The sequence below is a fragment of the Methylocaldum gracile genome (assembly GCF_053646815.1).
Map to the genome: position 1 here is coordinate 3,338,379 of NZ_CM132196.1, position 12,907 is coordinate 3,351,285.

Annotated in this window: 15 protein-coding genes; 6 read left to right on the forward strand and 9 right to left on the reverse strand. The window is 56.0% G+C overall.

Going from position 1 to position 12,907, the window contains the following annotated elements:
- Positions 1 to 786 (forward strand): AmmeMemoRadiSam system protein B, encoded by a 786-nt coding sequence (gene amrB / locus ACWJJK_RS14635; protein WP_077729269.1) that lies wholly within the window; start codon positions 1 to 3, stop codon positions 784 to 786.
- Entirely contained in the window at positions 773 to 1,363 is a 591-nt protein-coding gene (gene amrA, locus ACWJJK_RS14640; RefSeq protein ID WP_077729227.1) for an AmmeMemoRadiSam system protein A, read from the forward strand. Before amrB ends, amrA begins: the two co-directional genes overlap by 14 nt.
- Before the next feature lie 133 nt (positions 1,364 to 1,496).
- Here amrA and ACWJJK_RS14645 read toward each other — a convergent pair whose 3' ends face one another.
- A complete protein-coding gene (locus ACWJJK_RS14645; RefSeq protein WP_077729228.1) occupies positions 1,497 to 2,795 on the reverse strand; it encodes a hypothetical protein in 1,299 nt (432 codons plus the stop codon).
- Between the two features lie 331 nt (positions 2,796 to 3,126).
- Here ACWJJK_RS14645 and ACWJJK_RS14650 point away from each other — a divergent pair, with 331 nt between their 5' ends.
- The 4 genes from ACWJJK_RS14650 to ACWJJK_RS14665 all read left to right on the forward strand — a co-directional run bounded on the left by ACWJJK_RS14650 (position 3,127) and on the right by ACWJJK_RS14665 (position 5,886).
- Complete coding sequence (locus tag ACWJJK_RS14650; RefSeq protein WP_077729229.1) at positions 3,127 to 3,609, forward strand: hypothetical protein; 483 nt, start codon at positions 3,127 to 3,129, stop codon at positions 3,607 to 3,609.
- A gap of 145 nt (positions 3,610 to 3,754) precedes the next feature.
- Positions 3,755 to 4,147, forward strand: a complete 393-nt coding sequence (locus ACWJJK_RS14655) for a hypothetical protein (RefSeq protein WP_156879364.1) — start codon at positions 3,755 to 3,757, stop codon at positions 4,145 to 4,147.
- Positions 4,148 to 4,480: 333 nt separating this feature from the next.
- The gene (locus ACWJJK_RS14660; RefSeq protein WP_077729231.1) at positions 4,481 to 4,759 is read left to right on the forward strand and encodes a hypothetical protein; all 279 of its coding nucleotides are present in this window, start codon (positions 4,481 to 4,483) and stop codon (positions 4,757 to 4,759) included.
- Positions 4,760 to 4,986: 227 nt separating this feature from the next.
- Positions 4,987 to 5,886, forward strand: coding sequence for a GGDEF domain-containing protein (locus tag ACWJJK_RS14665; protein ID WP_077729232.1), 900 nt, complete (start codon positions 4,987 to 4,989; stop codon positions 5,884 to 5,886).
- Between the two features lie 17 nt (positions 5,887 to 5,903).
- Here ACWJJK_RS14665 and rluB read toward each other — a convergent pair whose 3' ends face one another.
- The 8 genes from rluB to ACWJJK_RS14705 form a co-directional block, all read right to left on the reverse strand.
- Positions 5,904 to 6,791, reverse strand: a complete 888-nt coding sequence (gene rluB / locus ACWJJK_RS14670) for a 23S rRNA pseudouridine(2605) synthase RluB (protein WP_156879363.1) — start codon at positions 6,789 to 6,791, stop codon at positions 5,904 to 5,906.
- Positions 6,766 to 7,350, reverse strand: a complete 585-nt coding sequence (gene scpB / locus ACWJJK_RS14675; RefSeq protein ID WP_454128233.1) for an SMC-Scp complex subunit ScpB — start codon at positions 7,348 to 7,350, stop codon at positions 6,766 to 6,768. Before scpB ends, rluB begins: the two co-directional genes overlap by 26 nt.
- A 1-nt stretch (position 7,351) precedes the next feature.
- Positions 7,352 to 8,242 (reverse strand): segregation and condensation protein A, encoded by an 891-nt coding sequence (locus tag ACWJJK_RS14680; protein ID WP_156879362.1) that lies wholly within the window; start codon positions 8,240 to 8,242, stop codon positions 7,352 to 7,354.
- Entirely contained in the window at positions 8,243 to 8,893 is a 651-nt protein-coding gene (locus tag ACWJJK_RS14685) for a site-2 protease family protein (RefSeq protein ID WP_086135421.1), read from the reverse strand.
- A gap of 29 nt (positions 8,894 to 8,922) precedes the next feature.
- Entirely contained in the window at positions 8,923 to 9,543 is a 621-nt protein-coding gene (locus ACWJJK_RS14690; RefSeq protein WP_156879361.1) for an L-threonylcarbamoyladenylate synthase, read from the reverse strand.
- A gap of 88 nt (positions 9,544 to 9,631) precedes the next feature.
- On the reverse strand, positions 9,632 to 10,321 hold the full coding sequence (tsaB, locus tag ACWJJK_RS14695; protein ID WP_156879360.1) for a tRNA (adenosine(37)-N6)-threonylcarbamoyltransferase complex dimerization subunit type 1 TsaB: 690 nt from the start codon (positions 10,319 to 10,321) through the stop codon (positions 9,632 to 9,634).
- The gene (locus ACWJJK_RS14700) at positions 10,318 to 12,249 is read right to left on the reverse strand and encodes a helicase C-terminal domain-containing protein (protein WP_434112156.1); all 1,932 of its coding nucleotides are present in this window, start codon (positions 12,247 to 12,249) and stop codon (positions 10,318 to 10,320) included. The genes tsaB and ACWJJK_RS14700 overlap by 4 nt, the downstream gene beginning before the upstream one ends.
- Position 12,250: 1 nt before the next feature.
- Positions 12,251 to 12,784, reverse strand: a complete 534-nt coding sequence (locus ACWJJK_RS14705; protein WP_077729238.1) for a tetratricopeptide repeat protein — start codon at positions 12,782 to 12,784, stop codon at positions 12,251 to 12,253.
- Positions 12,785 to 12,907: the final 123 nt, after the last annotated feature.

The window sequence follows — 12,907 nt, forward strand, 5'->3', positions numbered from 1 at the left end:
ATGAAGAACATACGCCAACCTGCCGTCGCGGGGCTTTTCTACCCGGATGACGAACATCGGCTTCGCGCTATGGTTCGGGATTTTCTGCTGGATGCAAACACAGCCGGGCCGCTGCCGAAGGCCATTATCGCACCTCACGCCGGGTACATTTATTCGGGCCCCATAGCCGCCAGCGCCTATGCCCTGATCAAACAAGGCAGGGATGTCATTCGTCGCGTTGTCTTAATCGGCCCTTCTCATAGAATCGGCTTTCACGGCATCGCCGTCAGTCATGCGGACAGCTTCGCCACTCCCCTGGGCAACATCCCTATAGACTGCGCCGCCATCGAAAAGATTCTCGATTTACCATTCGTCAAAAGGCTCGATGAGGCACACTTGCTCGAGCATAGCCTTGAAGTTCATATGCCTTTTCTGCAGGCGGTCTTGAACCAGTTCGAACTGGTTCCTTTGGTCGTGGGCATTGCCGCACCTTCCGACGTCAGCGCGGTACTCGAGCGGCTTTGGGACGATTCGGGGACTATGACCGTGATCAGCTCGGATTTAAGCCATTACCATGACTATGCCACGGCCAAGCGAATAGATCAGGCCACATCCGTCGCCATCGAAAGGCTTCGGCCGGAGGATATCGGTCATGAATCGGCTTGTGGACGGATAGCCGTCAACGGCTTACTCTACTTCGCCCGCGAGAAGGGTCTAACAGCCCGAACGCTGGACTTACGCAGTTCCGGCGATACGGCTGGCCCGAAAGATCGAGTAGTCGGCTATGGGAGCTATGTCTTTGCGTAACACAAACGGTTTCTTGAACTCAACGCACCGCCGGTTTCTGCTCGCGCTTGCGAAACGATCAATCGAGTACGGCTCGGTCCACGGACGACCGATTCCCGTCGAACAGCAAACGCTAGCACCTGAGCTCATCACCATGAGAGCTACGTTCGTGACGCTCGAAATACTAGGCAAACTCTGCGGATGCATCGGCACGCTTGAAGCCATTCGCTCTTTAGCCGAAGACATCGCTCATAACGCTTACGCCGCCGCATTTAGGGATCCTCGGTTCCCGCCGGTCAGACAGTGGGACATCGAGCGGCTTGATATCCATCTATCGTTGCTGACGCCGGCGGAGCCGGTGTCGTTCACGTCTGAGGACGATTTGCTACAACAATTGGCGGCGGGCGAGGATGGCTTGATCTTGGAAGAAGGGCTCAGGCGCGGAACTTTTCTGCCCTCGGTTTGGGAATCACTGCCGAATCCTCGGGCATTCTTGCAGCATCTGAAATTGAAAGCCGGTCTCCCCAAGGATTACTGGTCCGACTCGATCAGGATCTATCGTTATCGCACGGAAGCAATCGATGGGGATTCGACATAGCTCTTCATCCCGCTTGAAATGGAAGCTTATCGAACACTTCCATGTGATACGGGCAAGCCATGGGCTCGGCAAGTGAAATTGCGGGTTATCTCTCGGGGTTGAAGAGTTTTCGCCACTCACCGGACTGCAAAAACTAATATCCTTCTTTTTCAATAAGATATCTTTGCACAGCCGACTCGTACACCTCGGTCGAAATTTTAGGCCCGTACACCACGGTCTGGCAGTGTTCTTCGACGATGATGCTCAGCAATCGAAAGGCATTCCGCGGCGTCAACTGGCGTACGATGAATTGAGCTTTGCTTTCTCCCTCTTCCTCGAACAGATCCGCCAGTTTGATCGGCGCACTTCCCGGTTTCCGGGAAACGTTCATGCGCTTCTCGATCAGCCGGATCATATTGTCGGCCGACCAATTGATCGACGAAATGGTCTTGATTCGATCGCTCCGATAATACTTCTTGAGATCGTGCAATTCGTACGGCAGGAACAGAATGATGCCAAGATGATCGATCTGGAACAGCTGATCGTCGAGAATAGGCGTTACCAGCTCGCGCATCTTTTCCGGATCGCCCTTGATGCTGGTGGGCTCGTCCACGCGATCGACCAACAGATAAACGCCGGACAGCCCGAAGTATTGGACTAGATCCATGTAGCTCTTGAGCAGCGTGAACCGGTTCTCCGTCATCCTCGGAATACCGTGGAACTCGAACAGACCAGGTCCGATTTCCTGGATGATCTTGAACATGTTCTCCACCGAAACCGGAACGCCGCGGATATTCCGATAAATCTCTCCGGCCAAAAGCTTTGCCTGCTTATTGGAGAAAAAGCTGTTCCGCTTCTTGTAACCGGCAATACTGATCAGTTTCCGAAGCGCGGAGATCTTGTTCGACAGATCATTGGGGGAGAAATAAAGTGCCGTAAGCAATATGAATTTTTCCGCGAACTCCCGGTTGTCCTTGAGCATGTCTTCCTTCTGAGCCTCGGTAATATTGCGGTACAGCTCCTCTATTCCCAATTTGAGAAGGTAATCCAGATGATCGTCGAGGGTGATCTTGCTCTCGCGGATGAGTACCTCTTCCTTTCTTCTCCGAAATAGCTTCGCCAAACCCGGTTTCCTCGGAGAATACTCGGCCGGAAGCTTCCTCACCTTGGTGACTTCGCTGAGCAGTTCGTTGAATTCTACGTATCTGACTACCAGCACCTTGTCCTGATACTGTCTCAGATAGCGCTCGGTGTCGATCCGCATGGAGGATTTTCCGGCTCCTCGGATCGCAAAAATGACGTACGGACTGGGCTTGTCCAGGTTCAGCAACGCCGACCGCAACGACGTGTTCTCTATCATGGCCGCCTGCAGATAAGGATCGCGGTCTGCGTCGAAGATTACGAAGGGATGATGTTCAAACTGCCATACATGCAGCCATTCTTTAATTTCCATCAGGCTCTCGATGAGATCTTATTCGTCGGACTCTGTCGGATAGTTCGCTACCGCCCCGATGCAAATCCCGAAATTAGGAAGGCTCAGATGATCCCGGGATAACCGCACCCTGTGGCTGCCGAACTATAGCACAGTTCGCGTCGATTCCAGCCGCCTCATGTTCTCGGACCGGGTGTTTTACGCTCCACGCCTGACACGCCGAGGGCCAGCCGGATTAGGACGCTGCAAAAATTCAAGACGTTTTCCGTTGGAGCGCCCACACCACCAGTGCTTGAACGGTACGTGAAACGCAGCTACCCTTGCGCAAATCCAGACTAGCCGTCAATAAAACATGAGTGACGTAACAGAGAATTCGAACTCGGACATAGAAAAGTCCGGTACCGATCCCCAACCCGAGCCCAGCTGGAAACCGTTGCTCTGGTTCGGAATCGGCCTGGTCGCCGTGATTGCCTCCGCAGAACTGATCTTCGAATTGATCCTCGACATCATGGAACTGCTTGGGGACGCTATTTTCATTCTCGTGGAAGGCGGCGAGGAAATCCTCATCGAAGACAAGTTGGAGGACTGGTTCGACCTTTCGCCACGCCACGCAGAACTGATTACCGCCTGGACGATAACTCCACTCAAGATCCTGCTCGGCATCGTCACTGTGAGATGGCTCTGGCGATATAGCCGAACCAGGCTTATTCCAGCCTTGATGCGTTGGATTAAAAAACAGCTAAAAATCTTGCGCCTGTCTTGGTCGGCTCTTTGGTGGCCTTGGAAAGGCGTGGTCTTGAGCATGCTGATAGGCAGTTTGTTTGTCTTGATTTAGAGCGGTGCGTGGAAAACCGATATACCGTCAAACCGAGCCTCCAGGCCGAATTACAATCATAAAGACCAGAAACGCTTCTCCGCGGGAACAGCAACGCTCGTTCGCTTGAACGACGGAACAGTCAAAACCGAGTAGGGTAAATACAATGATAAAACCTGTCGCGATTGCGTCCCTCGCGTACCTATTACCCGCCACAGTCTTTGCTTTCGGAGTGAGTCACCACGGCGGAATCATTCTCGATTGCACGCCACCGATTTTCTTTGACGAATCGCCCGCCAAGAAGACCAGCGTCCCGGCACTCCAAAAGTTCTCTTTCGTCGCCTCGGAAAATACCGACCGTGACACCATCAAAGTCTGGGTCAATAACGAGCCCGTCGCCGTCACGATTTCCGAACAGCGTAGCGGGAGACTAGCGGTCGAAGGCGTGCTCTCTCAACCGATCACGGACGGGCGGGCCTGGATCAAAGTTACTGGATACAGCAACGATGGCTGCGATCAACTGCACGTGTGGAACGTGTACTCGGGCAGTCACCCATGAAGCGATTTACATGCATAGCACAGGAGCCGAAGCCAGTCCCTGAGACGTCTGTCTTCGCACGATAACGTCGGCACTGCCTTGCTGAACGGGCAAGATTCATTCGCTATGTCCTCGTATCGCAAGGACACCATAAATTGTATCCCTTCGCTCACCTCCGCCGATCGCATGCGATAAAATCAATACCGCATCGATTTCGCACTTCCGTTAACACGACTTCCTGGATAAGGTACGATTACGCAAGAAACCGAAGGATCGAGGCACGCAAAGTGCATTTCCGAATTTTGGGCTTACCTGGAAGCATTTTTTAAATAGCGAACGATTCAGAGATTTGTCATGTCCGACAATTTACAGCCGATCACAGTTCTGGCTAACCGAAGCGAGCTTGGAGTACAAGAGCCGTCCGCTTTTTTCCTCGGCGACCGACGCATCGAAGTCGTGGAGGTCATCGACCGGTGGCTCGCGTCGGAATATGGATATTTCAAGCTGCTTACCACGGACGGCATTTATATTCTCCGCCACGACAGCGATCAGGACCGCTGGGCACTGACTCTTTACAAACAGTCCGAATTTTTACCGGTTTTAGATGTCGGCAAAAAACCGAGAATTCACTGACGTTTTCTTTGACGGGCACGCAACTTCGCGCTCGGCTTTGCTGTCCCTCGATCAATTTTCGATGCTTGCCATAAACCGACAAAATGGTCCTACCTCACCCGTCAAATTTCCGACAGGCAGTAGCATCGAACGCTTGAATTTCGGGTGCCGAGGACACTGGCATAAATCTCGCTTTAGAAGAGACCTAAGCCATCAGACACCCTTTCGGCGAGAAGAGAAACTGCGCGATGAAAAATAATAAAGCGGAAAATTTAGCCGCGCTGTCGAGCCAAAAGAGCGAGAAAAAAACCGCTCTGGGTGATGGATCCTACTACGAAATGGTCTTAGCTCTTCAGACCACGCTGGACATAGAGCAGCTTCTCGGTTTGTTCAGCACGCACTTGAAGTCTATCGTTCCCCATTCCGGCTTGCGCTTTTGCAACGAAAAGCTCGGCATCGAACTTTCGCTGGGCAAGAAAGGACGGCACGTCTGCGCTTACAATCTCGAACTCGAGAACGAGCCGCTCGGCGAATGGCGGATGAGCCGAGACCGGCGCTTCAGTGAACCGGAGTTGGCCCGAGTGGAAGCGCTACTCTGCCGCCTACTCTATCCCTTGCGAAACGGGCTCAAGTATCGCGAAGCCTTGTGTTATGCCCACACGGACCAGTTGACTCAAACCGGGAATCGACCGGCACTGCTCAGTAGTCTGCAGCGGGAACTTGAGCTCGCGCGCCGCTACGGCACCCCCCTTTCGATCATTCTTCTCGACGTCGATCACTTCAAATCGATCAACGACAGTTTCGGGCATGACACAGGCGATGCCGTGTTGCGGTCGGTAGCGCGATCTATCAAGGATTCCGTGCGCGGGAGCGATATCCTGTTCCGTTATGGCGGTGAAGAATTCGTCATTCTGCTTTCCAACACGTCCAAGGACGGCGCGGTAAATCTTGCTGAACGCATTCGTAACACGGTCGAAGGAACATTCTGCGGAGTACGCGATTCGGGCGTCCGCGTTACGTTGAGCTTGGGGGTAGCAACGCTGATTTCCGGAGAAACTCATTTGGACTTGCTGCGCCGCGCCGATCAGGCCATGTATCTGGCAAAACGCGGCGGACGCAATCGGGTTGCGGCTGCAATCGATACGTAGCCAAAAGACCGACGGTTTTAAAAAATCTTGGTTTTTCGGCGGCGGACAGCTTTGTCGCTCGCATGCCGGCGCGCAGGGCGCCGATCCGAAGGCGTTTTTCCGATATCCAGTCCAACCGAACGCATCAATTCGGCGACTTCTTCAGCGGGGAGTTCGTAAGACGCTCCCGCTTTCAATCGGGACGGTAGGGCAATCCCGCCAAACCGCGTCCGCATCAATCGGCTTACCGTAATTCCCTGCGATTCCCAAAGCCTCCGAACGATACGGTTGCGCCCCTCCTTCAAGGTGACGCGAAACCATCGGTTGGCGCCCTCACCGCCCGCCGGTTCTATCGTCTCGAATCGAGCCGGTCCATCTTCCAGCGCGATACCGTTCGACAGCCGAGTCAACATTTCGTCGTTGACGGGGCCAAGAACCCGGACCGCGTACTCCCGCTCCATTTCCCGCGACGGGTGCATGAGACGATTGGCCAGTTCACCATTATTGGTGACCAACAACAGACCTTGGGTATTGATATCGAGACGTCCGACGGCAATCCAGCGCCCGGTCGCCGGTTTGGGCAACCGGGTAAAAATTACCGGACGCCCCTCCGGATCACGCCGGCTGACCACCTCTCCGATCGGCTTGTGATAGATGAGCACACGGGTTGGCGCTTCGGACCTTTTGGCGACATCGACCGGTCGGCCGTTGACGGTGACATGGTCGCCGGTTCTGTAACGATCCCCCAGCTCGGCCGGCTTGCCGTTTATCGATATCCGACCGGCCCTGATCCATTCCTCGATTTCCCGGCGCGAGCCCAGCCCGATCTGAGCGAGAACTTTCTGAATCCGCTCGCCGGCGTCATCCGGTGATGGACGTACATCCGCCGGCGTCTTGGTCTTATTCGATCGATTCGGTATTCGCATTTTCGGTCACTGGCTGGTCTTGCGGCGCCGCTTGCAGCGCCAAGTCGTCTATGAGCTCCTGGAGCGGCGGTAGTTCGCCAAGGCTCTTCAGATTGAAATAGTCCAGGAATTGCTTGGTCGTGGCGAGCAGGGCCGGGCGCCCCGGGACCTCTTTGTGCCCTACCACCTGTACCCATCCCCGCTCCTGAAGCGTTCGCACGATACCCGAACTGACGGCTACGCCGCGAATATCCTCGATTTCACCGCGCGTAACCGGCTGACGGTAAGCAATGATGGCGAGAGTTTCCAAGAAGGCGCGCGAATAACGCCCAGGCCTTTCCTCGAACAGCCGCGAGACCCAGGGGGAAAACGCCTCCCGCACTTGGAGACGGTACCCGCTGGCCACCTGCTTCAATTCGACGGCCCGGCCGCGGCAATCTTCGGCCAACTCCGCCAAAGCGGAGTGTATTTCTGAGGGTTCTGGCCGCTCGTTGTCGGCAAACAGATTTTCGAGTTCGGCGAAGGACAACGGTCTGCCGGCGGCTAACAGCGCCGCCTCGATGATCGTTTTCAGTTCCACGTCAATCGACACCGGAAGCCATCAGAGGCCTAACTTGCAATTCGCCCAACGGTTCTTCCTGAATGATCTCGATCAAACGCTCCTTGCTGAGTTCGAGGATGGCGAGCAACGAAACGACCGCGCCGTGCCGCCCTTCCTTCCGTTCGAACAAGCTGGGAAACGGGATCAATAATTGGGTCCGCAATCGCGCCAGTATACTCGACATGCGCTCGCGCACCGACAATGGCTCGCGCTGGATGTGATGATGCGTCGATCGCTCGGCGCGCCGCAGCACGTCTTGGAAAGCTAAGAGAACTTCTTTCAATTCCACTTCGGGATAAATCTTTTTGACCTTGATGGCACCGGTATCCGCCGACGTTTCGAAAACGTCGCGCTCGCATCGCGGCAGGGCGTCGAGCTCCTGGGCGGCGTGCTTGTAGCGTTCGTACTCCTGGAGGCGGCGCACCAGTTCGGCGCGAGGATCCTCCTCGCCCTGTTCCGGCCCTGTCGGACGCGGCAGCAGCATGCGCGACTTGATCTCGGCGAGAATCGCCGCCATCAGCAGGTATTCGGCGGCAAGCTCGATCCGGAGTTCGCTCATCATCTCGATGTAGGTGATGTACTGGCGGGTGATATCGGCAATGGGGATGTCCACTATGGACAGGTTCTGCCGGCGGATCAAATAAAGCAGAAGATCGAGCGGACCTTCGAACGTTTCCAGGAATACTTCCAGCGCGTCGGGTGGGATGTAGAGGTCTTCCGGCAACTCCGTGAACGGCGCGCCGTTGACGAAAGCCAACGGCGCTGCGGTGACCGCTCCCTCGCTTACAGCTTGTGAATCGACCTGCCGTGCATCTTGGTCCGAATTCGATTCGGTCGCAACGGTCTTTTCACAATCGGCCAGATCAGTCATCTACAGACCGGCAAAACCGAACAACAATTGCAGCATGATATTTAGCGGAAAACCCAAGATTATGGACAGCCATCCTGTGGCAATCAGGGCTAAAAGGATAAAAAAGCCGTAGGGCTCAATTCTGCTGAACTTAATGGAAAGTCTCGTTGGCAACAGGCTAGCGACAATACGCCCGCCGTCTAACGGCAAAATCGGCAGTAGATTTAGCACCATCAACAATATGTTAAATTTTATTCCCGCCTGTCCCATAAACCCGAGAGGCAGGGAGACATACTCCAAATCTAAAGCAACTGCTAAGCGCAAAATAAGAGCCCAACCAATCGCCATGATTAAATTTGCCATTGGCCCTGCAATTGCTACCAGCGCCATATCGCGCCTGGGATGACGTAATTTGCCGAAATCCACCGGCACGGGTTTAGCCCAACCAAAAAGGAAACCCGTCTGTAACATTAGTAAAACCCCTGGCACTAATAAGGTTCCAACTGGATCAACGTGACGCAAGGGGTTCAAGGAAAGCCGGCCGAGACGGGCGGCGGTATTATCACCAAACAACCTGGCAGCCCAGCCGTGGGCTACTTCATGTAAAGTGACTGCAAACAAAACAGGAATTATTGAGCCGGCAATTACCTGAATAAAGTTGAAATTTTCCATTGGAAGATTGTATGGCGGAACGAACAGGATTATTGCAAAGAAGCGACGACGCCCGATCCCTGCCGGACGATCTCCGGCGTGTCTTCGATAAAGCCGATGATAGTGGTCGGCGTATAGGGAACGACTCCGGCATCGATGATCAAATCCACCTCTTTCTCGAGGCGGTCGCGAATGTCTTCTGGGTCGGTCATGGCGTCATCATCGCCGGGGAGAATCAGGGTCGAACTGAACAATGGCTCGTTCAGTTCCGCTACCAGCGCCAGCGTGATCGGATTGTCCGGCAGGCGGATACCGATGGTTTTGCGCTTTGAATGTTGCAGGCGACGCGGCGTTTCGCGGGTCGCTTTGAGAATAAAGGTGAACGGCCCCGGCGTCAGCGATTTGATCAGTCGGAATGCTTCGTTGTTGATCTTCGCGAAAGTCGATATCTGCGACAGATCCCTGCAGACCAAGGTGAAATTGTGATCTTCCTCCAACTGGCGAATTCGGCGGATGCGGTCCAGCCCGGATTTATTATCCATCTGACAGCCGAACGCGTAGGAGGAATCGGTCGGATAAACGATTACGCCCCCTTCGCGAATGATCTCGACGCTTCGGCGAATGAGCCGAGCTTGCGGGTTGTCCGGGTGGATCTGAAAATATTGAGCCATCCCGATAGTTTACTATAGAGGCCCCCTCCTCAGGGATTTTTCCCTTTCTCTGCGTTTTTCGACGGGACCGCTACAAAGATCGATCCGCCTACGTTCGTGAACCCCGCTTTTTAGCGACATTGTCGCGCAGATAAACCGGCAGCGCCTGTTCCGGCTCCACGAAGAAACCGCTGCCGAAAGCATCGGCGCCAAGACGAGCCACCATCGCCGCGCGCGGAAAGCGGTCGGGCAGAATCCTTTTTACGTCGCTGCCCAAACGCTCCTGGAGAACCGAACCGTAGGTCTTCCATCCACTGCCGATACCGACGCCTTCGGCATGATCGGGAAACGAAACGCGTTCGGCCGGCCGTACCGATTCTTCGCCCAAAAGCTCCGCCAACCCCGATTCTCCCCTACGGTAGACCGCCCAGTAGACTTCGCCCATGCGCGCATCGATGCAGGAAAATGCGACCTTTTCCGGAGACTCGATCAAGGCATCCTGCGCCAGGGCCGCCAGCGTCGAAACCGGAACCACCGGCAGATCAACACCGAACGAAATCCCCTGAGCCACGCCCGCCGCGATGCGGACGCCGGTAAAGGAACCGGGCCCCCGTCCGAACGCTAAAGCATCGACTTGCGAAACCCTGACTCCGGCTTCGGCCAGCAAGGAGTCGATCATCGGCAGAATCAGCCGATTATGCTGCTGCGGCGCAAGCTCATAACGTTCGAGAACGGTGTCATCGATCAGCAAGGCGGCCGAACACGCTTCCGTGGCGGTTTCGATGGCCAGAATCTTCATACCGCGATCTCTTTTTCGAATTCACTGGAGAAAAACCGCTGCACATCGGCGAGCGAACGGGTCCTCGGCGTATCCGGCAGGCTGTTCAAAAAAACCTTCCCGTAGGAGCGGGACAAAATCCGCGGATCGCACAGCATCAGCACGCCGCGATCCTCCTGATCCCGGATCAAGCGCCCCACGCCCTGCTTGAGCGCGATGGTTGCGGCCGGAAGCTGATAGGTCGCAAACGGATTCAGTCCGTTGCGGCGGAGGGTTTCGAGCCGAGCATTGAGCACCGGGTCGCTGGGTGAAGCGAACGGCAATTTGTCGATAATGACGCAGGAAAGCGCCGGTCCCGGAACGTCGACCCCCTCCCAAAAGCTCCCGGTGCCCAGGAGAATGCCGTTGCCGGCTTGCTTGAACGCTTCCAGAAGCACCGCTTTGGGCTGGTTGCCCTGAACGAACAGCGGATAATCGAGATGCTGCGCGATCAAAGCCGCAGCCTCCGACAAGGCCTGATGCGAGGTGAACAACATGAATGCCCTGCCCCGGCTGGCCTTCAAAACCGGCAGCGCGGCTCGCACCACGGCCTGGGTGAAGCCGTCGACCGCCGGGTCCGGAAGCCCCGGCGGCAGAAACAACAAGCACCGGTTCCGGTAATCGAACGGGCTTTCCCAAGCCCGGCAATCGGCACCGCCGAGTCCCAGTTGTCCGACGAAATGATCGAACCGGCCGCTCACCGTGAGCGTTGCCGATGCGAAGATCCAGGCGGCCTGACTGTGCTTCCGAAACCGCGCGAATTCGCCGGCGATGGCCAACGGGGTCCGGTTCAGGGAAAAACTGTGCTTATAGACCTCGAACCAGCGTACGGCTTCGCTGCCTTCGTCCTTGTCGAAAGTCTCCAGCCGCACGCCCAAATCCGTACAACGTTTCCAACACGACTCGAGGCCTTTGCTGCGAACGGCGGCTTCTTTCAGGATGGCTTCGAGATCGTGCAAATGCCGGCGCAACTCGGCGAGCTTTTCGGTTACCGCCGAATCGTCCGCCACCTTGTGCCACGCCTCCCGCCGCGAAGGGTCGCCCAAAGCCTGCCGCAGCTCCGCCGTCAATTGCTCGAGCAGTTCCGCTTCTTCGAGCAGCTGCGGCATATCTTTCGCGTTCTTGAGCCGCTCGACCAGGATATCGTCCGCCAACCCGTGGAGCTGGCGGGAGCTGATGCTGAGCCCCAGAAACTGGGCCGCCGATTCGACGAATTGATGAGCCTCGTCCACCACGATCGCTTCGCAGTCGGGCAAAAGCTCGCCGAAGCCGTCGTTCTTCAAGGTCCAGTCGGCCCACAGCAAATGATGATTGATCACCAGAATATCGGCATCCTGAGCACTGCGGCGTGCCTTCACCAAGAAACAGTCTTCGTATTGGGGGCATTCCTGCCCCAGGCAGTTGTCTCCGGTCGAGGTCACCGAAGACCAAAGCACCGAAGATTCCGGCACGTTGACGACTTCGGCGATGTCACCGGTCCGGGTGGTCTTGCTCCAGCGCCGGATCGCCTCCAGGGCGTACGCCTCGCGTGGGCCGTAACCCGCCTTGAATCCCAGGGTGTTTTGCAGACGGTACGGACACAGATAATTGGCTCGCCCTTTCAGAAGTACCGCCTTGAACGGCACGGCCAGCGCTTGCCGGACCATAGGCAGGTCCTTGCGGAAAAGCTGATCCTGGAGAGTCTTGGTGGCGGTCGAAACGATGACTTTCTTGCCGGACAAAGCCGCCGGAACCAAATAGGCCAAGGTCTTGCCCGTGCCGGTACCTGCTTCCGCGACCAGGCAGCTCTTGCCGTCGATTGCTTGTTTGACGGCTTGCGCCATCTCCGCCTGTCCCTGGCGCGGGCGAAACCCCGGCAAGCACCGGGCGAACGGGCCTTCCGCCCCCAAGATCGAAAGCAAATCCGGCAATTCAGTTCCCGGCTTTCTGCTCGGCCATCGCCGCACCGGCCAGGTCGCCTTTCGCCCGGCGCGCCTGCGCAATAATGGACCAGTTCTTTTGGGTCAGCGGCTGGCTTCCCCTCGCAAGCTGGTTCGATTTTTTCGCCAGATCTTCGGCAAGGCCCGGCTGATGCTGCTGGAGCCGAATTTCGGCCAATTGATGCCACAACAGAGGATTGCGCGGCTGAATGCGTATCCCTCTTTCCAGTGCGGAGGCGGCATTGTCCAGTTGCCCGCTTTTGCGGTTGTTTTCGGCCTCGCTCAACAAGGCCAGAACTGCAGGCGATGAAGCGACGGGCTCGCTTCTGACGGGTGGTTTCGCTCTCCATGACGGAGCGGGGGTTTCTCTCGCGCCTGCCTGTGGAGTACCCGGCTGGCGCTCGGCCGTGGACTCGCCCGGTATCTGGCCAGGTTGGTAAATCCCGCGAGGCTGATTCGAAACGCTGACACAGGCGGCTTGCAAAAGAAGCGTTGCAACGAAAATCGGACGATAGGCTTTGCTCATGTTGAAATGAAGACCTCGATACAAGGGGCTGAAACTGCTAATGGTAGAACAAGACGCATAGTCGTAGGTCGGCAATCCTTTGCCGACAGCCACGTCGGGAAGGGATTCCCGACCTACAGCCGG

Bases quoted from the DNA above. Each gene is read 5' to 3' on its own strand.
- amrB (WP_077729269.1), top strand. From the start codon at position 1: ATGAAGAACATACGCCAACCTGCCGTCGCGGGGCTTTTCTACCCGGAT.
- amrA (WP_077729227.1), top strand. From the start codon at position 773: ATGTCTTTGCGTAACACAAACGGTTTCTTGAACTCAACGCACCGCCGG.
- ACWJJK_RS14645 (WP_077729228.1), bottom strand. From the start codon at position 2,795: ATGGAAATTAAAGAATGGCTGCATGTATGGCAGTTTGAACATCATCCC.
- ACWJJK_RS14650 (WP_077729229.1), top strand. From the start codon at position 3,127: ATGAGTGACGTAACAGAGAATTCGAACTCGGACATAGAAAAGTCCGGT.
- ACWJJK_RS14655 (WP_156879364.1), top strand. From the start codon at position 3,755: ATGATAAAACCTGTCGCGATTGCGTCCCTCGCGTACCTATTACCCGCC.
- ACWJJK_RS14660 (WP_077729231.1), top strand. From the start codon at position 4,481: ATGTCCGACAATTTACAGCCGATCACAGTTCTGGCTAACCGAAGCGAG.
- ACWJJK_RS14665 (WP_077729232.1), top strand. From the start codon at position 4,987: ATGAAAAATAATAAAGCGGAAAATTTAGCCGCGCTGTCGAGCCAAAAG.
- rluB (WP_156879363.1), bottom strand. From the start codon at position 6,791: ATGCGAATACCGAATCGATCGAATAAGACCAAGACGCCGGCGGATGTA.
- ACWJJK_RS14680 (WP_156879362.1), bottom strand. From the start codon at position 8,242: ATGACTGATCTGGCCGATTGTGAAAAGACCGTTGCGACCGAATCGAAT.
- ACWJJK_RS14685 (WP_086135421.1), bottom strand. From the start codon at position 8,893: ATGGAAAATTTCAACTTTATTCAGGTAATTGCCGGCTCAATAATTCCT.
- ACWJJK_RS14690 (WP_156879361.1), bottom strand. From the start codon at position 9,543: ATGGCTCAATATTTTCAGATCCACCCGGACAACCCGCAAGCTCGGCTC.
- tsaB (WP_156879360.1), bottom strand. From the start codon at position 10,321: ATGAAGATTCTGGCCATCGAAACCGCCACGGAAGCGTGTTCGGCCGCC.
- ACWJJK_RS14705 (WP_077729238.1), bottom strand. From the start codon at position 12,784: ATGAGCAAAGCCTATCGTCCGATTTTCGTTGCAACGCTTCTTTTGCAA.